General features: G+C 39.3%; 35 protein-coding genes and 1 other annotated feature. All 35 genes read left to right on the top strand.

Annotated features, from left to right (window positions below; all coding sequences use genetic code 11):
* The first annotated feature begins 51 nt into the window (after nt 1–51).
* Nucleotides 52–214, top strand: a sequence feature (ribosomal protein L10 leader region).
* Nucleotides 215–269: 55 nt separating this feature from the next.
* The 35 genes from rplJ (at nt 270) to infA (ending at nt 26,834) form a co-directional block, all read left to right on the top strand.
* A complete protein-coding gene (gene rplJ / locus ACZ5N5_RS04455) occupies nt 270–770 on the top strand; it encodes a 50S ribosomal protein L10 (RefSeq protein ID WP_054787932.1) in 501 nt (166 codons plus the stop codon).
* 65 nt (nt 771–835) lie between these two features.
* On the top strand, nt 836–1,198 hold the full coding sequence (rplL, locus tag ACZ5N5_RS04450) for a 50S ribosomal protein L7/L12 (RefSeq protein WP_054787931.1): 363 nt from the start codon (nt 836–838) through the stop codon (nt 1,196–1,198).
* A gap of 115 nt (nt 1,199–1,313) precedes the next feature.
* Entirely contained in the window at nt 1,314–1,910 is a 597-nt protein-coding gene (locus ACZ5N5_RS04445) for a class I SAM-dependent methyltransferase (protein ID WP_464373337.1), read from the top strand.
* 564 nt (nt 1,911–2,474) lie between these two features.
* Complete coding sequence (gene rpoB, locus ACZ5N5_RS04440) at nt 2,475–6,017, top strand: DNA-directed RNA polymerase subunit beta (RefSeq protein WP_054787930.1); 3,543 nt, start codon at nt 2,475–2,477, stop codon at nt 6,015–6,017.
* Nucleotides 6,018–6,110: 93 nt separating this feature from the next.
* Nucleotides 6,111–9,722, top strand: a complete 3,612-nt coding sequence (gene rpoC, locus ACZ5N5_RS04435) for a DNA-directed RNA polymerase subunit beta' (protein WP_109985135.1) — start codon at nt 6,111–6,113, stop codon at nt 9,720–9,722.
* Between the two features lie 210 nt (nt 9,723–9,932).
* Entirely contained in the window at nt 9,933–10,184 is a 252-nt protein-coding gene (locus tag ACZ5N5_RS04430; RefSeq protein ID WP_054861128.1) for a 50S ribosomal protein L7ae-like protein, read from the top strand.
* A gap of 105 nt (nt 10,185–10,289) precedes the next feature.
* Nucleotides 10,290–10,703, top strand: a complete 414-nt coding sequence (gene rpsL, locus ACZ5N5_RS04425) for a 30S ribosomal protein S12 (protein WP_109985134.1) — start codon at nt 10,290–10,292, stop codon at nt 10,701–10,703.
* Nucleotides 10,704–10,746: 43 nt separating this feature from the next.
* Nucleotides 10,747–11,217, top strand: a complete 471-nt coding sequence (gene rpsG / locus ACZ5N5_RS04420; protein WP_054787928.1) for a 30S ribosomal protein S7 — start codon at nt 10,747–10,749, stop codon at nt 11,215–11,217.
* 98 nt (nt 11,218–11,315) lie between these two features.
* Nucleotides 11,316–13,394, top strand: coding sequence for an elongation factor G (gene fusA / locus ACZ5N5_RS04415; protein ID WP_109985133.1), 2,079 nt, complete (start codon nt 11,316–11,318; stop codon nt 13,392–13,394).
* A 130-nt stretch (nt 13,395–13,524) separates the two neighbouring features.
* Entirely contained in the window at nt 13,525–14,715 is a 1,191-nt protein-coding gene (gene tuf, locus ACZ5N5_RS04410; RefSeq protein ID WP_054787927.1) for an elongation factor Tu, read from the top strand.
* Nucleotides 14,716–15,048: 333 nt separating this feature from the next.
* On the top strand, nt 15,049–15,357 hold the full coding sequence (gene rpsJ / locus ACZ5N5_RS04405; RefSeq protein WP_109985132.1) for a 30S ribosomal protein S10: 309 nt from the start codon (nt 15,049–15,051) through the stop codon (nt 15,355–15,357).
* A gap of 28 nt (nt 15,358–15,385) precedes the next feature.
* Nucleotides 15,386–16,018 carry a 50S ribosomal protein L3 gene (gene rplC, locus ACZ5N5_RS04400; RefSeq protein WP_054861123.1) on the top strand — a complete coding sequence of 211 codons (633 nt, stop codon included), beginning with the start codon at nt 15,386–15,388 and terminating at the stop codon, nt 16,016–16,018.
* A 27-nt stretch (nt 16,019–16,045) separates the two neighbouring features.
* Complete coding sequence (gene rplD / locus ACZ5N5_RS04395; protein WP_054787925.1) at nt 16,046–16,669, top strand: 50S ribosomal protein L4; 624 nt, start codon at nt 16,046–16,048, stop codon at nt 16,667–16,669.
* Nucleotides 16,669–16,959, top strand: a complete 291-nt coding sequence (gene rplW, locus ACZ5N5_RS04390; protein ID WP_054787924.1) for a 50S ribosomal protein L23 — start codon at nt 16,669–16,671, stop codon at nt 16,957–16,959. The genes rplD and rplW overlap by 1 nt, the downstream gene beginning before the upstream one ends.
* A 25-nt stretch (nt 16,960–16,984) precedes the next feature.
* Complete coding sequence (rplB, locus tag ACZ5N5_RS04385) at nt 16,985–17,815, top strand: 50S ribosomal protein L2 (RefSeq protein WP_054787923.1); 831 nt, start codon at nt 16,985–16,987, stop codon at nt 17,813–17,815.
* Between the two features lie 57 nt (nt 17,816–17,872).
* The gene (gene rpsS / locus ACZ5N5_RS04380) at nt 17,873–18,151 is read left to right on the top strand and encodes a 30S ribosomal protein S19 (protein ID WP_109985131.1); all 279 of its coding nucleotides are present in this window, start codon (nt 17,873–17,875) and stop codon (nt 18,149–18,151) included.
* A 19-nt stretch (nt 18,152–18,170) separates the two neighbouring features.
* Nucleotides 18,171–18,512, top strand: coding sequence for a 50S ribosomal protein L22 (rplV, locus tag ACZ5N5_RS04375; RefSeq protein ID WP_054787922.1), 342 nt, complete (start codon nt 18,171–18,173; stop codon nt 18,510–18,512).
* A gap of 3 nt (nt 18,513–18,515) precedes the next feature.
* Entirely contained in the window at nt 18,516–19,157 is a 642-nt protein-coding gene (gene rpsC / locus ACZ5N5_RS04370; RefSeq protein WP_054787921.1) for a 30S ribosomal protein S3, read from the top strand.
* A gap of 18 nt (nt 19,158–19,175) precedes the next feature.
* Nucleotides 19,176–19,610: a 50S ribosomal protein L16 gene (gene rplP, locus ACZ5N5_RS04365; protein WP_054861120.1), complete on the top strand. Its 435-nt coding sequence runs from the start codon at nt 19,176–19,178 to the stop codon at nt 19,608–19,610.
* Nucleotides 19,600–19,797, top strand: a complete 198-nt coding sequence (gene rpmC / locus ACZ5N5_RS04360) for a 50S ribosomal protein L29 (protein WP_054861119.1) — start codon at nt 19,600–19,602, stop codon at nt 19,795–19,797. Before rplP ends, rpmC begins: the two co-directional genes overlap by 11 nt.
* Nucleotides 19,798–19,824: 27 nt before the next feature.
* Entirely contained in the window at nt 19,825–20,088 is a 264-nt protein-coding gene (rpsQ, locus tag ACZ5N5_RS04355; protein WP_054787920.1) for a 30S ribosomal protein S17, read from the top strand.
* 45 nt (nt 20,089–20,133) lie between these two features.
* A complete protein-coding gene (gene rplN / locus ACZ5N5_RS04350) occupies nt 20,134–20,502 on the top strand; it encodes a 50S ribosomal protein L14 (RefSeq protein WP_054787919.1) in 369 nt (122 codons plus the stop codon).
* Between the two features lie 39 nt (nt 20,503–20,541).
* A complete protein-coding gene (gene rplX / locus ACZ5N5_RS04345; RefSeq protein WP_054861117.1) occupies nt 20,542–20,853 on the top strand; it encodes a 50S ribosomal protein L24 in 312 nt (103 codons plus the stop codon).
* 27 nt (nt 20,854–20,880) lie between these two features.
* Complete coding sequence (gene rplE / locus ACZ5N5_RS04340) at nt 20,881–21,420, top strand: 50S ribosomal protein L5 (protein ID WP_054787918.1); 540 nt, start codon at nt 20,881–20,883, stop codon at nt 21,418–21,420.
* A 30-nt stretch (nt 21,421–21,450) separates the two neighbouring features.
* Nucleotides 21,451–21,636 carry a 30S ribosomal protein S14 gene (rpsN, locus tag ACZ5N5_RS04335; RefSeq protein WP_054787917.1) on the top strand — a complete coding sequence of 62 codons (186 nt, stop codon included), beginning with the start codon at nt 21,451–21,453 and terminating at the stop codon, nt 21,634–21,636.
* A 31-nt stretch (nt 21,637–21,667) separates the two neighbouring features.
* Nucleotides 21,668–22,066 carry a 30S ribosomal protein S8 gene (gene rpsH / locus ACZ5N5_RS04330; RefSeq protein ID WP_054787916.1) on the top strand — a complete coding sequence of 133 codons (399 nt, stop codon included), beginning with the start codon at nt 21,668–21,670 and terminating at the stop codon, nt 22,064–22,066.
* 30 nt (nt 22,067–22,096) lie between these two features.
* Nucleotides 22,097–22,633: a 50S ribosomal protein L6 gene (gene rplF / locus ACZ5N5_RS04325; RefSeq protein WP_054787915.1), complete on the top strand. Its 537-nt coding sequence runs from the start codon at nt 22,097–22,099 to the stop codon at nt 22,631–22,633.
* 46 nt (nt 22,634–22,679) lie between these two features.
* A complete protein-coding gene (gene rplR, locus ACZ5N5_RS04320) occupies nt 22,680–23,042 on the top strand; it encodes a 50S ribosomal protein L18 (protein WP_054787914.1) in 363 nt (120 codons plus the stop codon).
* 17 nt (nt 23,043–23,059) lie between these two features.
* Nucleotides 23,060–23,566, top strand: coding sequence for a 30S ribosomal protein S5 (rpsE, locus tag ACZ5N5_RS04315; RefSeq protein WP_054787913.1), 507 nt, complete (start codon nt 23,060–23,062; stop codon nt 23,564–23,566).
* A gap of 13 nt (nt 23,567–23,579) precedes the next feature.
* A complete protein-coding gene (rpmD, locus tag ACZ5N5_RS04310; RefSeq protein WP_054787912.1) occupies nt 23,580–23,762 on the top strand; it encodes a 50S ribosomal protein L30 in 183 nt (60 codons plus the stop codon).
* 30 nt (nt 23,763–23,792) lie between these two features.
* Complete coding sequence (gene rplO / locus ACZ5N5_RS04305) at nt 23,793–24,230, top strand: 50S ribosomal protein L15 (RefSeq protein ID WP_054787911.1); 438 nt, start codon at nt 23,793–23,795, stop codon at nt 24,228–24,230.
* Nucleotides 24,230–25,525, top strand: coding sequence for a preprotein translocase subunit SecY (gene secY / locus ACZ5N5_RS04300; RefSeq protein WP_109985130.1), 1,296 nt, complete (start codon nt 24,230–24,232; stop codon nt 25,523–25,525). Before rplO ends, secY begins: the two co-directional genes overlap by 1 nt.
* 41 nt (nt 25,526–25,566) lie before the next feature.
* Nucleotides 25,567–26,217, top strand: a complete 651-nt coding sequence (locus tag ACZ5N5_RS04295) for an adenylate kinase (RefSeq protein ID WP_054861115.1) — start codon at nt 25,567–25,569, stop codon at nt 26,215–26,217.
* 85 nt (nt 26,218–26,302) lie between these two features.
* Nucleotides 26,303–26,638 carry a KOW domain-containing RNA-binding protein gene (locus ACZ5N5_RS04290; RefSeq protein WP_054861114.1) on the top strand — a complete coding sequence of 112 codons (336 nt, stop codon included), beginning with the start codon at nt 26,303–26,305 and terminating at the stop codon, nt 26,636–26,638.
* On the top strand, nt 26,616–26,834 hold the full coding sequence (gene infA / locus ACZ5N5_RS04285; RefSeq protein ID WP_018934234.1) for a translation initiation factor IF-1: 219 nt from the start codon (nt 26,616–26,618) through the stop codon (nt 26,832–26,834). Before ACZ5N5_RS04290 ends, infA begins: the two co-directional genes overlap by 23 nt.
* Nucleotides 26,835–26,855: the final 21 nt, after the last annotated feature.

Genomic DNA, 26,855 nt, shown 5'->3' with positions numbered 1-26,855 from the left:
TTCTTGACTTTTAGAATTGTACACTGTATAATTCACAAAGGTTAAGTTAATCAAAGTATATACATTATACCGTAGACAGTAGGTGCGTTATGCTTAATTTCCTACCGAGGTGTGTCTGGATAAATGTAAAGAGCTTGTGTGTTTTCATATGCTCTTTCAATAAATGACAGTCATAAAACCTCCATGTCTACATGGGGGTTTTTACTTTGGTAAAAGATATTTATCTTTTATAAGTGCGGTATAATGATCGCAAAACAGGAGGTGGAATCATGTCAAAAGTATTGGAGCAGAAAAAACAGGTGGTTGCTGAAATTGCTGACAAGTTTAAAGAAAGCCAATCAACTATTTTGGTAGACTACCGTGGATTAAATGTAGCAGAAGTAACAGAATTACGTTCACAATTACGTGAAGCTGGTGTAGAATTCAAGGTTTACAAAAACACAATGACCCGTCGTGCAGTAGAAGAGGCAGAGTTAAATGAATTAACAGATGTCCTTGCGGGACCAACTGCTATTGCTTTTAGCAAAGAGGATGTTGTAGCTCCTGCAAAAGTATTGAGTAACTTTGCAAAAGAGCATGAAGCACTTGAAATTAAAGGTGGCGTTGTAGAAGGATCTGTCGCTTCCCTTGAGCAAATCAAGGAGCTTGCGGACCTTCCAAACTACGAAGGTATGCTTTCTATGCTACTCAGCGTTCTACAAGCGCCAGTACGCAACTTCGCTTATGCAACAAAAGCTGTTGCGGAGCAAAAAGAAGAGCAAGGCGCTTAAGTTTTTGGTATATAAAAAACATTCGGATATGTTCATAAATAATAAAAAATTAGGAGGAATTAAACATGTCTAAAGAGCAAATTATTGAAGCGATCAAAGAAATGTCTGTTCTTGAGTTAAATGATTTAGTAAAAGCAATTGAAGAAGAATTTGGTGTAACTGCAGCAGCTCCTGTTGCTGTAGCAGGTGCAGCTGGTGGAGAAGCAGCTGAAGAAAAATCAGAATTTGATGTAGTTCTTGAAAATGCTGGAGCTTCTAAAATCAAAGTGGTTAAAGCTGTTCGTGAAATCACTGGTCTTGGACTTAAAGATGCAAAAGACTTAGTTGATAACGCTCCTGGAGCAATCAAAGAAGGCGTAGCAAAAGAAGAAGCAGAAGAAATGAAAGCTAAGCTTGAAGAAGCAGGCGCAACTGTAGAATTAAAATAATAGAGGAACACCGCAAAAGCTCGCTATATAATGGCGAGCTTTTGTGTTAGGATATGCTTAGAATATGTGCTGGATTTTTGATCGAATCCTTTTTTGCATGGAAAGGAGTTATGCCATGACTAATCAATATTTTTCTCAGAACCCTGATGTGGAGAGTGATCGGAGGACGTGGACTTTTCCAATAAGGGGGTATTCTCTTACCTTTACAACAGATAACGGTGTTTTTTCGAAAAATGAGGTCGATTTTGGCTCTAGACTTTTAATCGATACCTTTACCCTTCCTGCTGTTGATGGAGATATATTAGATTTAGGCTGTGGGTATGGTCCGGTCGGTATCGCACTCGCGAAGGATTTCCCTGATCGAAATATCATTGGGGTTGATATTAATCAAAGGGCTCTCGAACTGGCAAACGAAAATGCACTGCAAAATGATGTGAAAAATGTAAGCTTTCTAGAAAGTGATATATTTAGTGAAATAAAAGAAAAGAAATTTGCTGCGATCTTGACGAATCCGCCTATCCGCGCAGGTAAGCAAGTGGTGCATCAAATGCTAGAAGATTCAAAGGAAGCATTGCTGTATGGTGGGGAATTATCTGTCGTTATTCAGAAAAAGCAGGGGGCTCCATCTGCTCAGAAGAAACTAGAAGAACTTTTTTCGGAGGTTGAAGTTGTCGCAAAGAAAAAAGGATATTTTATATTTCGTGCTAAATAAGTTGACTCTGCCATCCACTTGTGTTAATATTGAAAAATGCCAATAGGACGAAACCCTTGTCAAGTATAAATTTTAATGTATATTTTTAAAAATGTTGGAAAAACTATCTAACATGCGCTGTTTTAGCATACTTGTAATCTTATTCGTAACTATAATGGCATTTTATTAGCTAATAGAGTTCTCTACTCAATCTTATTAGATTCCTTATTATTTTTCCACAGAAACATTTAGCAAATGAATAACATCTGCTCACTAGCAGGTGTCTATATATAACTTGTGAGCAAATTACCACAGGTTTGTTCGGTGTGTATGCCCGAACGGAAATGCAACACTTACTAAATTATACGATCTATAGAGAAATGTCAAATAACCTATAGTTAGTAAAGTATAAATGGTAAGTGTGGTTTCGTTTATACTATAGGTTGGTTATTTAAGCTCTTGGGACTATAGTATAAGTGAAACATAGACTTTCGTTTTCGTGTCACGAAAATGCTGAGTCAAGTTTTTCTAATGGCCATTTTAACATGGTGACTATCTTTTATTAATGATCGAGGGGTGAATCAGTTGACAGGTCAACTAGTTCAATACGGACGACACCGCCAACGTAGAAGTTATGCGCGTATTAGTGAGGTATTAGAGTTACCAAATTTAATCGAGATTCAAACAGCGTCCTATCAATGGTTCTTGGATGAAGGGTTAAAGGAAATGTTCCAGGACATTTCTCCAATTGAGGATTTTGCGGGCAACCTTTCCTTAGAGTTTGTGGATTATAGCCTCGGAGAACCGAAATATCCTGTTGATGAATCGAAAGAAAGAGATGTGACATATAACGCACCTCTTCGAGTGAAAGTTCGTTTATTAAATAACGAAACAGGTGAAGTGAAGGAACAAGAAGTGTTTATGGGTGATTTCCCACTGATGACAGATACAGGTACATTTGTGATTAATGGGGCAGAACGCGTTATCGTATCTCAACTGGTTCGTTCACCAAGTGTATATTACAATGCCAAAGTCGATAAAAACGGAAAGCGTGGCTATGCTGCTACTGTTATCCCGAACAGAGGGGCTTGGTTAGAATTTGAAACAGATGCTAAGGATGTCGTACATGTTCGAATTGATCGAACAAGAAAATTACCAATCACGGTACTCTTAAGAGCATTAGGTTTTGGAGATGATCAAGAGATTATCGATTTACTAGGAGAAAATGAATACTTAAGAAATACATTAGAAAAAGACAATACCGAAACAAGTGAAAAAGCGCTACTAGAAATTTATGAGCGTTTAAGACCAGGGGAGCCACCTACTGTCGACAATGCCAAAAGTCTCCTTGTTTCTAGATTCTTTGATCCAAAAAGATATGATCTAGCACATGTTGGTAGATATAAAATAAATAAGAAGCTTCACATTAAAAATCGTTTGTTCAATCAAATATTAGCAGAGCCGATTGTGGATACAGAAACTGGTGAGGTTATTGCTAATAAGGGTGATCAATTAGATAGACGCTTATTAGATAAGATATTACCAATCTTAGATTCTGATGATAACCGCTTTGGTGAGAAGGTTCTAGAACCACACGAAGGAGTCCTAGAAGACCCAATTCATGTACAATCTATTAAGATTGTCGATCCAACAGATCCTGAAGGTGAAAGAACACTAACCGTTATCGGTAATAACAATGTAGATAGCAATATTAAAAATATTACACCAGGTGATATTTTGTCTGCTATCAGTTATTTCTTCAACATTTTACATGAAGTAGGCGATACGGATGATATTGACCACTTAGGTAACCGTCGTCTAAGATCTGTAGGGGAATTATTGCAAAACCAATTTAGAATTGGTTTATCTAGAATGGAGCGTGTGGTACGTGAGAGAATGTCTATTCAGGACACTTCTTCTATTACTCCACAGCAATTAATTAATATTCGCCCAGTGATAGCCTCCATTAAGGAGTTCTTTGGTAGTTCACAGCTTTCACAATTTATGGGCCAAACGAACCCATTAGCTGAATTAACACACAAGCGTCGTTTATCTGCATTAGGCCCTGGTGGTTTAACAAGAGAACGTGCCGGCTTTGAAGTGCGTGACGTTCACTATTCACACTATGGTCGTATGTGTCCGATTGAGACTCCTGAGGGACCGAACATTGGACTAATCAACTCCTTGTCTTCTTATGCAAAGGTGAACAAATTTGGTTTCATTGAAACACCATACCGTCGTGTTGATCCAGAAACCGGAAAAGTAACCGATCAAATGGACTATTTGACTGCAGATGAAGAAGATAATTATGTCGTTGCACAAGCTAATGCTGAGCTTGATGATGAAGGAAGATTCGTGGATGATGAAGTAATTGCTCGTTTCCGCGGGGAGAACACGATCGTCCAGCGTGAAAAGATCGATTACATGGACGTATCGCCGAAACAAGTAGTTTCAGCTGCGACAGCATGTATTCCGTTCTTAGAAAATGATGACTCTAACCGTGCGTTAATGGGTGCGAACATGCAGCGTCAAGCAGTACCTCTAATGCAACCAAAAGCTCCGATCGTTGGAACAGGTATGGAATATGTATCAGGTAAAGACTCTGGAGCTGCTGTGATTTGTAGGCATGAAGGTATTGTAGAAAGAGTAGAAGCAAAAGAAATTCTCATACGCCGCATTTCTGAAATAGATGGTAAAGAAGTAGAAGGTGACTTAGACCGTTATCGTCTACAAAAATTCATTCGTTCTAACCAAGGAACATGCTATAACCAACGACCAATTGTTCAAAAAGGTGATCGTATTACTAAAGGAGAAATCCTAGCGGACGGACCTTCTATGGAAGATGGCGAACTTGCATTAGGGCAAAATGTTTTAGTTGGGTTTATGACATGGGAAGGTTATAACTATGAAGATGCGATCATCATGAGCGAACGACTTGTAAAAGACGATGTGTATACTTCTATTCATATCGAAGAGTACGAGTCAGAAGCGCGTGATACGAAGTTAGGACCTGAAGAAATCACACGCGATATTCCAAATGTTGGGGAAGATGCCTTACGTGACCTTGACGAAAGAGGAATTATACGTGTAGGTGCAGAAGTAGAAGATGGTGATTTGCTTGTCGGTAAGGTAACACCTAAAGGGGTGACAGAATTATCTGCTGAGGAGCGTTTATTACATGCTATCTTTGGTGAAAAGGCGCGTGAAGTAAGAGATACATCATTAAGAGTTCCACACGGTGCAGGGGGAATTGTACTAGATGTAAAAATCTTTAATCGTGCGGATGGTGATGAATTACCACCAGGTGTAAACCAATTAGTTCGTGTTTATATCGTTCAAAAACGGAAAATCCATGAAGGGGATAAAATGGCTGGTCGTCACGGGAACAAAGGGGTTATCTCTAAAATCCTTCCAGAAGAAGATATGCCATTCCTTCCAGACGGAACACCGATTGACATCATGTTAAACCCATTAGGGGTACCGTCACGTATGAACATCGGGCAAGTACTCGAGCTTCATCTCGGTATGGCCGCTAGACAGCTAGGCATTCATGTTGCTTCACCAGTATTTGATGGGGCTCGTGAAGAAGATGTATGGGAAACGATTGAAGAAGCCGGACTCTCAAGAGATGCCAAAACGATTCTTTATGATGGCCGCACAGGAGAGCCTTTTGATAATCGTGTTTCTGTTGGTGTTATGTACATGATCAAGCTAGCACACATGGTTGACGATAAGCTACATGCGCGTTCAACAGGTCCATACTCCCTTGTTACACAGCAACCACTAGGTGGTAAAGCACAATTCGGTGGACAACGTTTTGGTGAGATGGAGGTATGGGCATTAGAAGCATATGGTGCTGCATATACCTTACAAGAAATTCTAACTGTCAAATCTGATGATACCGTTGGTCGTGTGAAAACATACGAATCAATTGTAAAAGGGGAAAATGTCCCTGAGCCAGGAATTCCTGAGTCATTTAAAGTATTAATTAAGGAATTACAAAGCTTAGGAATGGATGTCAAAATGCTTTCAGGTGATGAACAAGAAATCGAGTTAAAGGACGAGGATGAGGACGATACTCATTCTGCTGACAACTTTAACCTAGAAATAGAAGAAACAACTAGCTGATGAAATCAACGTGTTCCTAACCATTCTATGCAATGGTTAGGAACCTATCTGTCTTAACAAAAACCGAAAGATAAAAAAAGGGAGGTTGACCCCTTGTTAGATGTAAATAACTTTGAATACATGAAAATAGGCTTAGCTTCACCGAACAAAATTAGATCCTGGTCCTATGGTGAAGTCAAAAAGCCAGAAACCATTAATTATCGGACATTAAAGCCGGAAAAAGATGGTTTGTTCTGTGAACGAATCTTCGGACCACAAAAGGACTGGGAATGTCATTGTGGAAAATATAAACGAGTTCGTTATAAAGGTGTTGTTTGTGATCGTTGTGGTGTGGAAGTAACGAAAGCAAAAGTACGTCGTGAACGAATGGGTCATATTGAATTGGCAGCACCAGTTTCTCATATCTGGTATTTCAAAGGCATTCCAAGTCGCATGGGGCTAGTATTAGATATGTCTCCTCGTGCTTTAGAGGAAGTGATCTATTTCGCAGCCTATATCGTTATTGATGCAGGCGATACAGCGTTAGAGAAAAAACAATTACTCTCTGAAAAAGAATATCGTGCTTATCGTGATAAATACGGTAATTCTTTTAAGGCGGAGATGGGTGCTGAAGCGATTAAGAAAATTCTACAAGATATCGACCTGGAAAAAGAAGTCGATCTCTTAAGAGAAGAATTAAAATCAGCACAAGGTCAAAGAAGAACACGTGCGATTAAACGCTTGGAAGTACTAGAAGCATTCCGTAATTCTGGTAATGATCCGAGCTGGATGATCATGGATGTATTACCAATCATCCCACCAGAATTAAGACCAATGGTACAGTTAGATGGTGGACGTTTTGCTACTTCAGACTTAAACGATTTATATCGTCGTGTTATTAACCGTAACAATCGTCTGAAAAGGTTGCTTGATTTAGGAGCACCAAGCATTATTGTTCAAAACGAAAAACGCATGCTACAAGAGGCCGTAGATGCTCTTATTGACAATGGTCGTCGTGGACGTCCGGTTACTGGACCTGGTAATAGACCATTAAAATCATTGTCTCACATGTTAAAAGGTAAGCAAGGTCGTTTTCGTCAAAACCTTCTTGGTAAACGTGTAGACTATTCTGGACGTTCGGTTATCGTAGTTGGACCACATTTAAAAATGTACCAATGTGGTTTGCCGAAGGAAATGGCGGTTGAGCTATTCAAGCCTTTTATTATGAAAGAGCTAGTTGAAAGAGGTTTGGCACATAATATTAAATCAGCTAAACGAAAAATTGAAAGATTACATGCAGAGGTTTGGGATGTATTAGAAGATGTCATTAAAGAACATCCAGTTCTCCTTAACCGTGCACCTACCTTGCACAGATTAGGTATTCAAGCATTTGAACCAACTCTAGTAGAAGGGCGCGCTATTCGTCTTCATCCATTGGTTTGTACAGCGTATAACGCCGATTTTGATGGTGACCAAATGGCTGTCCATGTACCTTTATCAGCAGAAGCACAAGCAGAAGCGCGTATTCTCATGCTTGCTGCTCAAAACATTCTAAACCCTAAGGATGGAAAACCGGTTGTAACCCCTTCTCAGGATATGGTATTAGGGAACTATTACTTAACAATGGAACGGGAAAATGCCGTTGGTGAAGGGATGGTCTTCAAGGATATCAATGAAGCATTAATCGCCTATCAAAATGGCTATGTTCATTTACACACACGAATTGCCGTACAACCAACATCCTTAAACAAAGAAGCTTTTACAGATGAGCAGAACCAAAAGTTAATGATTACAACAGTAGGGAAACTAATTTTCAATAATATGTTACCTGAATCATTCCCTTATATGAATGAACCAACTCAGAAGAACTTAGAAGAGGCAACTCCTGATAAGTACTTTGTTGAAAAAGGAGTAAACATTAAAGAGGAAATTGCTAATCGAGAGATTATTCCTCCATTCAAGAAAGGGATTTTAGGAGATATTATTGCGGAAGTATTTAAGAAGTTTAAAATTAGTGAAACCTCTAAAATGTTAGATAGAATGAAGGATTTAGGATTCGCTTATTCTACAAAAGCAGGTATTACGGTAGGGGTAGCCGATATCGTCGTATTAGCGGAAAAAGAAGAAATTCTAAAAGCTGCTCAAGCTAAAGTGGATAAAGTTTTACAACAATTCCGAAGAGGTTTAATTACAGATGAAGAGCGCTATGATCGTGTTATTTCTATCTGGTCTCAAGCAAAAGATGATATTCAGGATAAATTAATGAAATCCTTGAATCCTCGTAACCCGATCTTTATGATGAGTGATTCAGGAGCCCGTGGTAACGCATCTAACTTTACTCAATTAGCAGGTATGCGTGGTCTAATGGCCAACCCAGCAGGTCGAATTATTGAATTACCGATCAAGTCAAGCTTCCGTGAAGGTTTAACCGTACTAGAGTACTTTATTTCTACTCACGGTGCACGTAAAGGTCTTGCCGATACTGCCTTGAAGACAGCTGACTCTGGTTATTTAACAAGACGTCTAGTCGATGTAGCACAAGATGTTATTATCCGTGAAGAAGATTGTGGTACTGACAGAGGCCTAACAGTAACTGCTATAACAGAAGGTACTGAAATGATTGAGCCACTAATTGATCGCTTAATTGGAAGAACAGTATTCCAAAATGTTTATCATCCTGAAACAAAAGACTTAATTATTTCAAAAAATGAAGTGATTACAGAAGATATTGCCAAAGAGATTGTAGAATCAGGGATTGAGGAAGTAATGATCCGTACGGTATTCACATGTAATACGAAGCATGGTACTTGTAAGAAATGCTATGGTCGCAACCTAGCAACTGGTGAAGAGGTTGAAGTGGGAGAGGCAGTAGGTATTATTGCTGCTCAATCAATCGGTGAACCAGGTACACAGTTAACGATGCGTACCTTCCACACTGGTGGTGTTGCAGGAAGCGATATTACACAAGGTTTACCTCGTATTCAAGAGATCTTTGAAGCAAGAAATCCGAAGGGGCAAGCGGTCATTTCTGAAATCTTCGGAATTGTGAAAGATGTGACAGAGGTCAAAGACAAACAAGAGATCGTTGTCCAAGGTGCGATCGAAACGAAAACCTACACTGCGCCATATGGAGCTCGTTTAAAAGTATCCATAGGAGATGAAGTGGAAGCAGGCCAGGCTTTAACAGAAGGTTCTATCGATCCGAAAGAATTGCTTAAGATTCAAGGTATTGATGGAGTCCAATCATACTTGCTAAAAGAAGTACAAAAAGTATATCGTATGCAAGGGGTAGAAATCGGTGATAAACACGTAGAGGTTATGGTGCGACAAATGCTACGTAAAGTCCGTGTGGCAGATTCTGGAGATACAGATGTACTACCAGGCTCTCTACTTGAGGTTCACCAATTTAAAGATGCAAATAAACAATCCCTATTCAGTGGTGGTCGACCTGCAGTTGGAAGACCTGTCTTGTTAGGTATTACAAAAGCATCTCTAGAGACAGACTCCTTCTTATCCGCGGCTTCCTTCCAAGAGACAACGAGGGTGTTAACAGATGCCGCTATTAAAGGAAAACGAGATGAATTACTCGGTCTCAAAGAAAATGTTATCATTGGTAAGCTAGTTCCAGCAGGTACAGGTATGCAGAAGTACCGTCGTATCAAGGAAAAACTAGCAGAAGATCCAAGTCTTGCAGAAGAAGTAGCAACAGGTGAGATTACTTCTTAAGCAGTCTAACGAATGTGTTCGACATCTACCTAGTTCAGGTAGATGTCGAACATCAATCTTTCCATTTTTACTTGATAAACAACAAGGGATAAAAACGGAAGCAAGGAAAAATTACTAAATTTGCTCAATTTAAAGTTGACATTGAATTTAGGTGATGATAGTATATTTAAGGTGCTTCCGTTATCCTTGTTACTTTGGAGGATATAATAGATGTCTTATGATAAAGTGGCAAAGGTGAATATTGAGAAAATTATCGGAACAAAACAAGTAATAAAAGCCATTAAAAATGGTGAAGCAAAAGAAGTGATCATTGCTAGTGACGCAGATCAACATATTACTAGCAAAGTGTCACATGTCGCGAAAGATTACAATGTTCCCATAGCATATGTTGATTCTATGAAAAAATTAGGCAAAACATGTGGAATTGATGTAGGGGCAGCAACCGTGGCAATTAAGCAATAAAGTTTTGGCAAACCGTATAAGTTTGTGAAGGCTTTGTTTTTTGCTTTAAAATGAACCACCTGGATGTGTGGTATTACATTATGAAGAAGAGAGGAGGAACTAAACATGCCAACTATTAATCAATTGGTACGTAAAGGACGCGTTTCTAAATCTAAAAAATCTGATTCACCAGCACTTAACAGAGGCTACAATAGCCGTAAAAAACTGGCGACAAATCAAAACTCCCCACAAAAACGTGGAGTTTGTACTCGTGTTGGTACATTAACACCGAAAAAACCAAACTCTGCATTACGTAAATATGCTCGTGTTCGTTTGTCTAACCAAATCGAGGTAACTGCTTATATCCCTGGAATTGGTCATAACCTACAAGAACACAGTGTTGTGTTAATTCGTGGTGGACGTGTAAAAGACTTACCGGGTGTTCGTTACCACATCGTTCGTGGTGCACTTGATACTTCAGGTGTAGAAGGCCGTATGCAAGGTCGTTCTAAATATGGCGCGAAAAAACCTAAAAAATAAAAAGTTTAAAAGCTTGAAATAACAAAGGAAAGGAGGGGGAGATATGCCACGTAAAGGACCAGTACCAAAGCGTGATGTCTTACCAGATCCGTTATATAATTCAAAACTTGTAACACGTTTAATTAACCAAATTATGGTTGATGGAAAAAGAGGTAAAGCGCAAAAAATTCTTTATCGTGCTTTTGAATTAGTTCAAGAGCGTAGTGGTCAAAACGCTATGGAAGTTTTTGAACAAGCGATGAAAAATGTTATGCCAGTACTTGAAGTGCGTGCTCGTCGTGTTGGTGGATCTAACTACCAAGTACCAGTTGAGGTTAGACCTGAACGTCGTCAAGCGTTAGGTTTACGTTACATTGTAAACTATTCACGTCTTCGTGGAGAAAAGACAATGGAAGAACGTTTAGCTAATGAAATCCTTGATGCATCTAACAATACTGGAGCATCAGTTAAGAAGAGAGAAGATATGCACAAAATGGCTGAAGCAAACAAAGCTTTTGCACACTATCGTTGGTAATACGACGAAAATTTTTAATATAGCCTGCTCCAAAGACGCAGAAGCTACTATCCAAGTAATTAGATTAACTATATTCGAGATAGGAAGGAGAAAGATTCATGCCTAGAGAGTTCTCCTTGGAGAATACACGTAATATCGGTATTATGGCTCACATTGATGCTGGTAAAACAACAACTACAGAGCGTATTTTATTCTATACTGGTCGTATCCATAAGATTGGAGAAACACACGAAGGTGCTTCTCAAATGGACTGGATGGAGCAAGAACAAGAACGTGGAATCACGATTACTTCTGCAGCAACTACTGCTCAGTGGAAGGGTCATCGTATTAACATCATCGATACACCTGGACACGTAGACTTCACAGTAGAAGTAGAACGTTCCCTTCGTGTACTTGATGGTGCAGTAACTGTACTTGACGCCCAATCTGGTGTAGAACCACAAACAGAAACAGTATGGCGCCAAGCAACAACTTATGGCGTTCCTCGTATTGTTTTCGTAAACAAAATGGATAAAGTCGGTGCAGATTTCCTTTATTCAACAGGCACTTTAAAAGATCGCCTAGGAGCGAATGCTCATCCAGTACAGCTTCCAATTGGTGCTGAAGATCAATTTGAGGGTATTATTGATTTAATCACAATGGAAGCCTATTACTACGAGGATGATTTAGGAACGCGTACGGAAGCGAGAGAAATACCTGCTGAATTGCAAGATCAAGCAGAGGAATATCGTACAAACTTAATCGAAGCAGTTGCTGAATTAGATGAAGATCTAATGGAACGTTACTTAGAAGGTGAAGAAATTTCTAATGATGAATTAAAAGCTGCTGTTCGTAAAGCTACATTAAGTGTAGAATTCTATCCTGTATTCTGTGGATCTGCCTTCAAGAACAAAGGGGTACAATTAGTGATTGATGGGGTAGTTGATTACTTACCATCTCCATTAGATATCCCACCAATTGAAGGACATGTACCAGAGACAGAAGAGGAAGTTGTGCGTAAAGCGGACGATAAAGAGCCTTTCTCTGCCCTTGCATTTAAGGTTGCAACAGACCCATTTGTTGGGAAGTTAACCTTCTTCCGTGTATATTCAGGAACACTTAAATCAGGTTCTTATGTAAAGAACTCAACGAAGGATAAGCGTGAGCGTGTAGGTCGTATCTTACAGATGCATGCTAACTCTCGTGAAGAAATTTCTGAGGTATATGCTGGAGATATCGCTGGAGCCGTTGGATTGAAGGATACTAGTACTGGGGATACTCTATGTGAGGAGAAAAGCCTAGTTATCCTAGAATCAATGGAATTCCCTGAGCCAGTAATTTCCGTAGCTATTGAACCTAAGTCAAAAGCGGACCAAGACAAAATGTCCGTAGCACTAGGTAAACTAGCAGAAGAGGATCCTACCTTCAAAACGGAAACAAATACAGAAACGGGTCAAACGATCATTTCAGGTATGGGTGAGCTTCACCTTGATATTATCGTTGACCGTATGAAGCGTGAGTTCAAAGTAGAAGCAAACGTAGGTGCACCTCAGGTTTCTTACCGTGAAACATTCCGTTCAGCTGCAGAAGTCGAAGGGAAATTCGTTCGCCAATCTGGTGGTCGTGGTCAATATGGTCACGTTTGGATCAAGTTTGAGCCGAATGAAGAAGGTGCTGGCTTTGAATTTGTGAATAACATCGTTGGTGGTGTTGTACCACGTGAATACATTCCATCCGTTGAGGCTGGTGTGAAAGAAGCAATGGAAAACGGTGTGTTAGCTGGTTATCCATTAATCGATGTAAAAGCTACGTTATATGATGGAAGCTATCACGATGTCGATTCCAACGAAACAGCATTTAGAGTAGCAGCATCTATGGCACTTAAAGCTGCTAAAAACAAATGTAACCCTGTATTACTTGAACCAATGATGAGAGTAGAGGTAGTTATCCCTGAAGAGTATATGGGAGATATCATGGGTGATGTCACTTCTCGTCGTGGTAGAGTAGAAGGAATGGAAGCACGCGGACCTGCACAGGTTGTCAAAGCATTTGTGCCATTAGCAGAAATGTTTGGATATGCAACAGCTCTCCGTTCTAATACACAAGGTCGCGGTGTATATACTATGCACTTTGATCACTATGAAGAAGTACCGAAAAGCGTTTCAGAAGAAATTATTAAGAAAAACGCAGGTCAATAATTGATTTTTTTCACAATCTAAAGTATAACTTGTATTATAGGCTTAGCTTGGTGAGTGAACTCGCCTACTAAGCTGCGATACATGTAAATAAATTAAAAAACTTTTTACTTAATTAAAGGAGGAAATAGACATGGCAAAAGAAAAATTTGACCGTTCCAAAGACCACGTTAATATTGGTACTATTGGACACGTTGACCATGGTAAAACAACTTTAACTGCAGCAATTACAAATGTTCTTTTCAACAAATATGGTAGTGGTGAAGCTCGTGCGTATGATCAAATCGATGGTGCGCCAGAAGAAAAAGAGCGTGGAATCACTATTTCTACATCTCACGTAGAATACGAAACTGACAACCGTCACTATGCACACGTTGACTGCCCAGGTCACGCTGACTATGTTAAAAACATGATCACTGGTGCTGCACAAATGGACGGTGCGATCCTTGTAGTATCTGCTGCAGATGGTCCAATGCCACAAACTCGTGAGCACATCCTACTTTCTCGTAACGTAGGTGTACCAGCTATCGTTGTATTCTTAAACAAATGTGACATGGTAGATGACGAAGAACTTCTTGAATTAGTAGAAATGGAAGTTCGTGATCTATTAAGCGAATATGACTTCCCTGGTGATGATGTTCCAGTAATCAAAGGTTCTGCACTTCAAGCACTTGAAGGAGAAGAACAATATGTTAACGCAATTCTTGAATTAATGGATGCTGTTGATGAGTATATCCCACGTCCAGAACGTGATACTGATAAACCATTCATGATGCCAGTTGAGGATGTATTCTCTATCACTGGTCGTGGTACTGTTGCAACAGGACGTGTTGAGCGTGGTGTTGTAAAAGTTGGTGACGAAGTAGAAATCATCGGTCTTGCTGAAGAAGCTTCTAAAACAACTGTAACTGGTGTAGAAATGTTCCGTAAGCTTCTTGATTATGCAGAAGCTGGTGACAACATTGGTGCACTTCTTCGTGGGGTTGCGCGTGAAGATATTAACCGTGGTCAAGTATTAGCTAAGCCAGGTTCAATTACTCCACACACTAACTTCAAAGCAGAAGTTTATGTATTATCAAAAGACGAAGGTGGACGTCACACTCCATTCTTCTCAAATTATCGTCCACAATTCTATTTCCGTACTACTGATGTAACTGGCGTTGTTGGTTTACCAGAAGGCGTAGAAATGGTAATGCCTGGTGATAACACAGAAATGACTGTAGAATTGATTTCCCCAATCGCGATTGAAGATGGAACTCGCTTCTCTATCCGTGAAGGTGGACGTACAGTAGGTTCTGGTGTCGTAACTGAGATCATTAAATAATTGATGTAAGATAGAGGAAAACAGGTAGTGAGCACACTACCTGTTTTCTGTTTTGTTACACATAAATCTGGCTAGGAGAAGATGAAAAGTACAAGCAATACCACATTCAGAAAGCTATAATAGAAGTTTTCAAAAATAATTGATAAAATCGCAAAAAAATCCTTAAAAATGTTGCAATCACGTTGATTCTTCTATATAATATACAATGTTGGTCACAAAACAGGCGATGATGCGGAAGGTTGTTGGCACACCCGGCCCCTTTGCCATGGCGGGTGTCGAAGAAATTTTCGCGGAGAATGTCTATTTTAAAATGGGCGAAAAGGAGGGAAAATAATGGCAAAAGAAAAAATCAGAATTCGTTTAAAGGCGTATGATCACCGTATTTTAGATCAATCTGCAGATAAAATTGTAGATACGGCTAAAAGATCAGGTGCAGGGGTTTCTGGACCGATTCCATTACCGACTGAAAAATCGGTATACACGATTCTTCGTGCGGTACACAAATACAAAGATTCTCGTGAGCAATTTGAAATGCGTACACATAAACGTCTAATTGATATTGTTAGTCCAACACCAAAAACGGTTGATGCATTAATGCGTCTTGATTTACCGTCAGGTGTAGATATTGAAATTAAACTATAATATAAATTCATTTTAGGAGGTGTTACGGATGACGAAAGGAATCTTAGGTCGCAAAGTCGGCATGACTCAGCTTTTCTCAGAAGAAGGAGAATTAATTCCAGTAACAGTAATCGAAGCTGAACCAAACGTTGTGCTGCAAAAGCGTACAGAGGAAAATGATGGCTATGAAGCAATCCAAATCGGTTTTGCTGATCAAAAGAATAATCGTACAAACAAACCAGAAAAAGGACACGCGGAAAAAGCTAACACGAATCCTAAGCGCTTCATTCGTGAAGTCCGTGGCGTTAATCTTGACGAGTATGAACTAGGTCAAGAAATTAGCGTAGAAGTATTTGAAGCAGGAGATAAAATTGATGTAACAGGTACTTCTAAAGGTAAAGGATTCCAAGGTGCGATCAAGCGCCATAACCAACAACGTGGACCTATGTCTCATGGTTCTCACTATCATAGATCACCAGGTTCAATGGGTGCTGCTGCAGACCCAGCGCGTGTGTTTAAAGGTAAAAAATTACCAGGACAAACAGGTGGAGAGCAAATCACGATCCAAAACCTAGAGGTTGTAAAGGTTGATACAGATCGCAATCTTCTATTAATTAAAGGTAATGTCCCAGGTGCAAAAAAATCATTCGTTAAAATTACGAGTGCGTTAAAGGCTAACTAATCATAATTATCGAAGGGAGGATATGTCATGCCTAAAGTAGCACTATTTAATCAAAGTGGATCTCAAGTTGGTGATGTAGAAATCAATGATGCTGTATTTGGTATTGAGCCAAATAAACATGTACTTCATGATGCAGTACTTATGCAACGTGCATCACTTCGTCAAGGTACACATGCTGTAAAAAATCGCTCTGAAGTACGTGGTGGTGGTCGTAAACCATGGCGTCAAAAAGGAACAGGACGTGCGCGTCAAGGTTCTATTCGCTCCCCTCAATGGGTAGGCGGTGGAACAGTTTTCGGTCCTACTCCTAGAAGCTATAGCTATAAATTGCCGAAGAAGGTTCGTAGATTAGCGCTTAAGTCTGCTCTTTCTACAAAGGTACAAGAAGATAGCTTAGTTGTATTAGATGGAATTACGATTGAAGCTCCAAAAACAAAAGAAGTAGTAGCAATGCTTTCTTCATTAAATGTTGATGCAAAAGCTTTAATTGTCACGGCAGAAAAAGATGCCGTATTAGCGAAATCAGCTAATAACCTACCAAATGTAAAAGTAGTAACTGTAAGTGAAGTAAATGTCCTAGACTTGCTTACGCATGACAAGCTGATCTTAACGAAAGAGGCAGCTGAAAAAGCAGGGGAGGTGCTTGCATAATGAAGGATTCTCGTGATATTATTAAGCGCCCTATCATTACTGAACACTCTGCAGATTTAATGGCAGAAAAGAAATATACTTTCGAAGTTACGAAAGAAGCAAACAAGACTCAAATCAAAGATGCAGTAGAAGATATCTTCGGTGTGAAAGTAGTCAATGTGAATACATTAAATCGTAAAGGTAAATTCAAGCGAATGGGACGATATGGTGGTTACCGTCCAAACCGCAAGAGAGCGATTGTTCAATTATCTGAAGATAGTAAAGAACTAGATTTCTTTGAATCTCTATAATTAAATCAAAAAGGAGGGAAAAAAGATGGCGATTAAAAAGTATAAACCAACCTCAAATGGTCGTAGAGGAATGTCAGTACTTGACTTTGCGGAAATCACTACAGATACTCCAGAGAAGTCTTTACTAGCACCTTTAAGCAAACGAGGTGGACGTAATAATCAAGGTAAGTTAACGGTTCGTCATCAAGGTGGAGGCCACAAGCGTAAATATCGTATTATCGATTTTAAACGTGACAAAGATGGAATACCAGGACGCGTTGCTACAATCGAGTACGATCCGAATCGTACGGCTAACATCGCATTAATCCATTATGCAGATGGAGAAAAACGTTATATTTTAGCACCAAAAGGACTTCAAGTAGGTCAAGAGGTTGTTTCTGGACCAGAAGCAGATATTAAATTAGGTAATGCCTTACCATTAATTAATATTCCTGTTGGTACAGTCGTACACAATATTGAATTAAAGCCAGGACGCGGTGGTCAGCTAGTAAGATCTGCTGGTTCACAAGCCCAAATCCTTGGTCGTGAAGGAAAATATGTATTAGTACGCTTGTCATCAGGTGAAGTTCGTCTAGTATTAGCAACTTGTCGTGCAACAGTAGGTCAAGTAGGTAATATTGAGCATGAACTAATCAATGTTGGTAAAGCTGGACGTTCACGCTGGAAAGGCGTTCGTCCTACAGTTCGCGGTTCTGTTATGAACCCTAACGATCACCCACACGGTGGTGGTGAAGGTCGTGCACCAATTGGTCGTAAATCACCTATGTCACCTTGGGGTAAACCAACACTTGGATACAAAACACGCAAACGCAACAAATCATCGGATAAATTTATTGTTCGTAAACGTAAAAAATAACGGGATTGAATGGCGGGAATTAATGCCCGTCTGCCAATCGCGAAGGGAGGCTTATTCATGGGTCGTAGCTTAAAAAAAGGACCTTTCGCAGATGATCACTTATTGAAAAAGATTGACAAATTAAACGAAGATGACAAAAAACAAGTAGTAAAGACATGGTCACGTCGTTCTACTATCTTCCCTAGCTTTGTCGGTCATACTATCGCGGTATATGATGGTCGCAAACACGTGCCTGTATATGTAACAGAAGACATGGTTGGACACAAATTAGGCGAGTTCGCTCCAACACGTACGTATAGAGGGCATGCTGGAGATGACAAGAAAACAAAACGTTAATTGAGAGGAGGTACTCCTAATGCAAGCAAAAGCTGTTGCAAAATCCATTCGTATTGCTCCTCGTAAAGTCCGCTTAGTGATTGATTTAATCCGCGGTAAAGAAGTAGGAGAAGCAATTGCGATTTTAAAGCATACACAACGCGGTGCATCACCAGTTGTTGAGAAATTAATCAACTCTGCTGTAGCAAATGCAGAGCATAACTATGAAATGAATCCAGAAGATTTATATGTATCTGAGGCGTTTGTAAACGAAGGTGTTACATTGAAACGTTTCCGCCCACGTGCACAAGGTCGTGCTACACAAATTAACAAACGCACAAGCCATATTACTGTGGTTCTATCTGAGAAAAAGGAGGGATAATCTGTGGGTCAAAAAGTAAATCCAACAGGTCTGCGTGTCGGTATCATTCGTGATTGGGAATCAAAATGGTATGCAGGGAAAGATTATGCAGATCTTTTACATGAAGATATTAGAATTCGTGAATATATTGAAGAGCGTTTGAAGGATGGAGCTGTATCAAAGGTCGAAATTGAAAGAGCAGCAAATCGCGTTAACATTTCAATTTCTACAGCTAAGCCTGGTATGGTAATTGGTAAAGGTGGTTCTGAAGTAGAAGCACTACGTAAAGCATTAAATGGCTTAACAGGTAAAAGAGTACACATTAATATCGTAGAAGTGAAAAAAGCAGACTTAGATGCGAAGCTTGTAGCTGAAAACATCGCTCGCCAATTAGAAAATCGTGTATCATTCCGTCGTGCACAAAAGCAAACTATTCAACGTGCAATGCGTGCAGGAGCAAAAGGAATCCGTACACAAGTTTCTGGTCGTTTAGGTGGAGCTGACATGGCAAGAGCAGAGCATTACAGTGAAGGAACTGTTCCACTTCATACTTTGCGTGCAGATATCGATTACGGAACTGCAGAAGCAGACACTACTTACGGTAAACTTGGTGTTAAAGTATGGATTTATCGTGGAGAAGTCCTTCCAACAAAAAACAATAAGTAAGGAAGGGGGCAACGCATTATGTTAATGCCAAAACGTGTAAAACATCGTAAACAACATCGTGGTAAGATGAGAGGTAAAGCGAAAGGCGGTACAGCTGTATCATTCGGTGAATACGGTCTTCAAGCAGTAGAATCCTCTTGGATTACTAGTCGTCAAATAGAAGCTGCTCGTATAGCGATGACTCGTTATATGAAGCGTGGTGGTAAAGTATGGATCAAAATTTTCCCAGATAAACCTTATACAGCTAAGCCTCTAGAGGTTCGTATGGGTTCTGGTAAAGGTGCGCCTGAAGGATGGGTTGCAGTAGTGAAACCAGGGAAGGTAATGTTCGAGATTGCAGGTGTATCGGAAGAAGTTGCTCGTGAAGCACTTCGTCTTGCTTCTCATAAGTTACCGGTTAAAACGAAATTCGTAAAACGAGAAGAAATTGGTGGTGAAATCAATGAAGGCTAATGAAATTAGAGAACTAACCACTGCCGAAATTGAACAAAAGATCAAATCTTTAAAAGAAGAGCTTTTCAACTTGCGATTCCAATTAGCAACAGGACAATTGGAAAACACTGCACGTCTTCGTGAAGTGCGCAAATCTATCGCACGTATGAAAACAGTAGTTCGCGAAAGAGAATTAAGCGTAAATTAACGGATAATTAAAGGAGGTTAGCCTCAGATGAGTGAGCATAATAATCGTAAGGTATACACAGGCCGTGTCGTATCTGACAAAATGGATAAAACCATTACGGTATTAGTAGAGACATATAAGTTTCACAAGCTATACGGCAAGCGTGTAAAATACTCTAAAAAATTCAAAGCTCATGACGAAAACAATCAAGCCAAAATTGGTGACATTGTACGAATCATGGAAACTCGTCCACTATCAGCTACCAAGCGTTTTCGTTTAGTAGAAGTTGTGGAAGAAGCTGTTATTATTTAATCTTAAAGTTCGCTCGGAAACGTTCCGAAGGGAGGGTAAACGAAGATGATTCAACAAGAATCTCGTTTAAAAGTAGCAGATAACTCTGGTGCGCGTGAAGTACTAACTATTAAAGTGTTAGGTGGATCAGGTCGTAAGACAGCAAACATTGGTGATGTGATTGTATGTTCGGTCAAACAAGCAACACCAGGTGGCGTTGTCAAAAAAGGTGAAGTAGTAAAAGCTGTAATCGTTCGTTCTAAAAGTGGTGTGAGACGTAAAGATGGTTCCTACATCCGTTTTGACGAAAATGCAGCAGTAATCATTCGTGATGACCAAAGTCCAAGGGGTACTCGTATTTTTGGGCCAGTAGCACGTGAATTACGTGATGCTAAGTTTATGAAAATCGTATCTCTAGCTCCAGAAGTAATATAAGGCACGTACGGAAAAAATCGTGTAGGGAGGTGCGCGTATATGCATGTAAAAAAAGGTGATAAAGTACAAGTTATTTCAGGCAAAGACAAAGGAAAGCAAGGTACCGTATTAACAGCATTTCCTAAAAAAGATCGTGTACTTGTTGAAGGTGTCAACATCGTGAAGAAACACGCTAAACCTTCACAGGATAATCCACAAGGTGGTATTTTGAATCAGGAGGCACCGATCCATGTGTCTAATGTAATGCCGGTGGATCCGAAATCTGGCGAACCAACACGCGTTGGGTATGAAGTTCGTGATGGAAAGAAAGTTCGTATCGCTAAAAAATCTGGTGAAGCTTTAGATAAATAGTATTAGCGATGAAAGGAGGTTTACTTGATGAACACATTAAAGGAAAAATACAGTAATGAAATTGTATCTTCATTAGTTGAGAAGTTTAATTATAAATCAGTAATGGAAGTACCTAAAGTTGAAAAAATTGTGATTAACATGGGTGTCGGTGATGCGGTACAAAACTCTAAAGCACTTGATTCTGCTGTAGAAGAGCTTGCTCAAATCTCTGGTCAAAAACCAGTAATCACAAGAGCGAAAAAATCAATTGCAGGTTTCCGTTTACGTGAAGGAATGCCGATTGGTGCAAAAGTAACTTTACGTGGTGAGCGTATGTTTGACTTCCTTCAAAAACTAATTGACGTATCCTTACCACGTGTACGTGACTTCCGTGGTATTTCTAAAAAGGCATTTGATGGTCGTGGAAATTACACATTAGGTGTTAAGGAACAATTGATTTTCCCTGAGATTAACTATGATAAAGTAAGCAAAGTTAGAGGGATGGATATTGTTATTGTTACAACAGCGAATTCTGACGAAGAAGCTGCTGAACTCTTAACTCAACTTGGCATGCCTTTCCAAAAATAAGTGCTAAAGCTAATATAAGGAGGGAAAAGAGTGGCTAAGAAATCGATGATCGCTAAACAAAAACGTCCAGCAAAATTTAAAGTGCAAGAATATACACGTTGTGAGCGATGTGGTCGTCCACATTCTGTAATTCGCAAATTTAAACTTTGCCGTATTTGTTTCCGTGAACTTGCATATAAAGGTCAAATTCCTGGTGTTAAAAAAGCAAGCTGGTAATCCCCGATAATTGGGAAGGAGGTAATGATAAATGGTTATGACAGATCCAATTGCAGATATGCTTACACGCATTCGTAATGCTAACATGGTTCGCCATGAGAAATTAGAATTTCCTGCATCAAATCTTAAAAAGGAAATTGCAGATATATTAAAACGTGAAGGTTTCATTCGCGATTATGAGTATGTAGAGGACAACAAGCAAGGTGTTCTACGTATTTTCTTGAAGTATGGTGCGAACGATGAGCGTGTAATTACTGGTTTGAAGCGTATTAGTAAACCAGGGCTTCGCGTTTACGCAAAAGCTGATGAGCTACCTAAAGTACTTAACGGTTTAGGTATCGCAATCGTGTCTACTTCTAAAGGTGTACTATCTGATAAAGAAGCACGTTCGCAAGCTATCGGTGGAGAAGTGCTTGCATACATTTGGTAAGATATTTTCTAAAGACAGGAGGTGCAGAGCATGTCTCGTATAGGTTTTAAACAAATTGAAATTCCACAAGGTGTGGAAATTAAAATTGACGGTGGTCATGTTACGGTTAAAGGACCTAAAGGTGAATTAAGTCGTAATTTTAATACAGATATGAAACTAAAAATCGAAGATAACATTCTAACAGTGGAGCGCCCGAGTGACAGCAAAGTTCATAAGGCACTTCATGGAACAACTCGTAGTTTAATTGCTAACATGGTTGAGGGAGTCCACAAAGGCTTCGAAAAAGCATTAGAGATTCAAGGTGTTGGTTACCGTGCACAAAAGCAAGGTAAGAAGCTAATCGTTAATGCTGGTTACTCTCATCCGGTGGAAATTGAACCAGATGCTGGAATTGAAATTGATGTTCCTTCTAATACACAAGTGGTAGTTAAAGGAATTGATAAAGAAGCTGTAGGAGCAATTGCTGCGAATATTCGTGCGATTCGTCCACCTGAGCCTTACAAAGGTAAAGGAATTCGCTACGCAGGTGAATATGTACGTCGTAAAGAAGGTAAAACTGCTAAGTAATTGCGCTTAAGTAAGATTGTTAGGTAGACAGAAAGGAGTGACCTAAGTGATCACAAAGCCTGATAAAAATGATGTTCGTAAAAAAAGACATTTACGTATCCGCAAAAACCTATTTGGTACTGCAGAGCGTCCGCGTCTAAATGTGTTTCGTTCAAACAAACACATCTACGCACAACTAATCGATGATGTAAACAATGTAACAGTAGCAAGTGCATCAACTGTTGATAAAGAATTAAGTCTAGAAGCTACAGGTAATGTAGAAGCAGCGCAAAAGGTTGGAGAGCTTCTTGCAAAGCGTGCCCTAGACAATGGATATAAAAATGTAGTATTTGATCGTGGTGGTTATTTATATCATGGTCGAGTTAAATCTCTAGCAGATGCTGCTCGTGAAGCAGGTCTTGAATTTTAATAAAAAAGGAGGGACATATGTTGCGTACTAACATCGACCCAAATAAATTAGATTTAGAAGAACGCGTTGTAACAATTAATCGTGTAGCGAAAGTTGTAAAAGGTGGTCGCCGTTTTCGCTTTGCTGCATTAGTAGTAGTCGGAGATAAAAATGGTCATGTAGGATTTGGTACAGGTAAGGCACAAGAGGTACCAGATGCGATTAAGAAGGCAATTGATGATGCCAAGAAAAACTTAATCAATGTACCGATCGTTGGTACAACAATTCCACACGAAAATGTCGGACAATTTGGTGCTGGAAGTATTTTAATGAAACCAGCTGCAGAAGGTACTGGAGTTATTGCTGGTGGACCAGTGCGTGCCGTATTAGAATTAGCTGGAATCGGAGATATCCTTTCTAAATCATTAGGATCAAACACTCCAATTAATATGGTTCGTGCAACAATTAATGGACTTAGCGAATTGAAACGTGCTGAGGAAGTAGCTAAACTTCGTGATAAGTCAGTAGAAGAATTGTTAGGATAAGGAGGGAAACTAAATGTCTAATAAATTAGAAATTACCCTCAAACGCAGTGTCATCGGTAGATCTGAAGTACAAAAAGCTACTGTTCAAACACTAGGTCTTAGAAAGATTCATCAATCAGTAGTCCGTGAAGATACTCCTGTCGTGCGAGGCATGATTAATAAAGTATCACATTTAGTAGAAGTTAAGGAAGTTTAATAAATTTCACTGTAAAGAGGAGGTGCTCGCATGAAACTTCATGAATTAAAACCATCACAAGCGAAAAAGAAACGTAATCGTGTAGGACGTGGTATGTCTTCTGGTAATGGTAAAACATCCGGTCGTGGTCATAAAGGACAAAAAGCACGTTCTGGCGGTGGAGTACGTTTAGGATTTGAAGGTGGGCAAATGCCACTATTTCAACGTTTGCCTAAACGTGGTTTTACCAATATTAACCGAAAAGAGTTTGCGATCGTTAATATCGAAACATTAAATAACTTTGATGAAGGTACTGAAGTAACACCTGAGCTTTTACTTGAGTCAGGTACTATTAGTAAAGTGAAATCTGGAGTTAAAATTCTTGGTAATGGAAATCTAGAAAAGAAACTAACAGTAAAAGCTCATAAGTTTTCTGCTTCCGCGAAAGAAGCGATCGAAGCAGCGGGCGGTCAAACTGAGGTGATTTAATGTTCCGTACAATCTCCAATTTTGTGCGTGTGGCTGATATCAGACAAAAGATTATATTCACACTTCTTATGTTAGTTGTATTTCGAATTGGTACGTTTATTCCCGTACCATTTACTGATCGAAGTGCAATTGACTTTATGAATGAACAAAATGTGTTCGGGTTAATCAATACCTTTGGTGGTGGGGCATTACAAAACTTCTCCATTTTTGCAATGGGGATCATGCCTTACATTACAGCTTCCATCATCATGCAACTACTTCAAATGGATGTAGTACAAAAGTTCTCTGAGTGGAAAAAGCAAGGAGAAATGGGACGTAAAAAAGCAGCACAGGTCACACGTTATGCTACAATTGTGCTTGCTTTTATCCAGGCATGTGCAATGGCCTTTGGCTTTAACCAAATGTCTGGAGGATTACTCATTAGTGATCCTAATATCGGAAAGTTTATTGTAATCGCCCTTGTGTTAACAAGTGGTACTGCATTTCTAATGTGGTTAGGAGAGCAAATAACAGCTCATGGTGTTGGTAATGGTATTTCGATCTTGATTTTTGCAGGTATCGTTGCTGCCATACCAAACGGTGTCAACCAAATCTATGCAAAATACTTTGGTTCTGACGCTGGAGATGATCTATTTATTAGTATCGTGATTGTAGCATTGATTGTTTTATTAGTCATTGCTATTGTTGTTGGAGTAATCTTTATTCAACAGGCGTTGCGTAAGATTCCAGTTCAATATGCTAAACGATTAGTCAACCGTTCGCCAGTAGGTGGGCATTCTACCCATTTACCGCTAAAAGTAAATGCAGCAGGGGTTATTCCAGTAATCTTTGCGATTGCCTTTATTATTGCGCCAAGAACGATTGCTGATTTCTTTCAAGACAATCAAATAGCAAACACCATCTCAGAAATCTTTGATTACACCAAACCAACTGGTATGATAATTTATGTCGCTTTAATTATTGCCTTCACTTATTTCTATACATTTGTTCAGGTCAATCCAGAGCAAATGGCAGATAACTTGAAGAAGCAAGGAGGCTATATTCCAGGTATTCGACCAGGTAAAAATACCGAAACTTATTTAACTCGTGTGATGTATCGATTAACGTTTGTTGGATCTATTTTCCTAGCTGCCGTTTCTGTATTACCACTGATTATAGGCGGTATAGCTGAATTACCACAAGCAGTTCAAATTGGTGGTACTAGTCTACTAATTGTTGTCGGTGTAGCATTACAAACGATGAAACAATTAGAAGGACAATTAGTAAAACGTAATTACAAGGGTTTTATTAAGTAAGTATGTTGTACTGGAATAGATAGAGAGCGAGGGGAAATTCGTTGAATCTTATCTTAATGGGATTGCCTGGTGCTGGTAAAGGGACACAGGCAGAAAAAATCGTAGAAAAGTATCCAATCCCTCATATTTCAACTGGAGATATGTTCAGATTAGCCATCAAGGAAGGAACAGAGCTTGGACAAAAAGCGAAAAGCTATATGGATGAAGGTGCTCTTGTTCCAGACGAAGTAACGATAGGTATAGTAGAGGAAAGATTAAGTAAGGATGATTGTCAAAAAGGATTTTTACTTGATGGTTTCCCACGAACCTTAGCACAAGCTGAGGCACTAGATGAGTTACTTGCTAAAATGAATAAATCCATTGATTATGTGTTACATGTTGATGTGGACACAGATGAATTAGTGGAACGTTTAACTGGACGTCGTATCTGTCCTTCTTGTGGAGCTACCTACCATATTAAGTTCAATCCTCCTAAACAGGAAGGAATCTGTGACAAAGATGGAGAAAAGCTCATTCAGCGCAAGGATGACCAACCAGATACAGTTAAAAATAGATTAGAAGTCAATCTTGAGCAAACACAACCAATGTTAGACTTTTATTCAGACAAAGGAAGTCTAGTCAAAATAGATGGCTCACAACAAATTGATCAAGTTTTTCATGATATTGACGAAAAATTAAAGAATCTTATGTGATTTTTTCTTTAAATTGTTGGTATAATGATAAAGTGTACAATTTGCAAATGAGTTAACTAATAACCTAAAGTGTTGGTGATGATGGTTGAGTGAAACGGAGAGGTATCCGGAATTAGGTCAAGTTGTTCAAATCCTACAGGGACGCGAAGCAGGTCAGTTTGCAATTGTAATTAAAAAAATAGACAGTCGTTTTGTGTTGTTAGCTGATGGAGATAAACGTAAATATGACCGACCGAAGAAGAAGAATTTAAGTCATATAACGTGTACTGAATTTATATCTCCGGAGGTAAGAAGAAGCCTTCTCGAAACAGGGCGCGTAACGAATGGGAAACTACGTTATGCTATTAATAAATTTGCTAATGAAATATTGGCAGATTTGAAGAAGGGAGATCAACTCGATGGCGAAAGACGATGCAATTGAAGTCGAGGGTACTGTTATTGATACATTACCTAATGCAATGTTTAAAGTGGAATTAGAGAATGGTCATACCGTTTTAGCTCATGTTTCTGGTAAAATTAGAATGCACTTCATTCGTATATTGCCAGGAGATAAAGTAACGGTTGAACTTTCTCCATATGATTTGACAAGAGGTCGTATTACGTACCGTTATAAATAAAATGCTCCGATACAAGAGGAG

The sequence above is a fragment of the Gracilibacillus sp. JCM 18966 genome (assembly GCF_055392695.1).
This window is presented reverse-complemented; position numbering and strand designations above follow the sequence as displayed.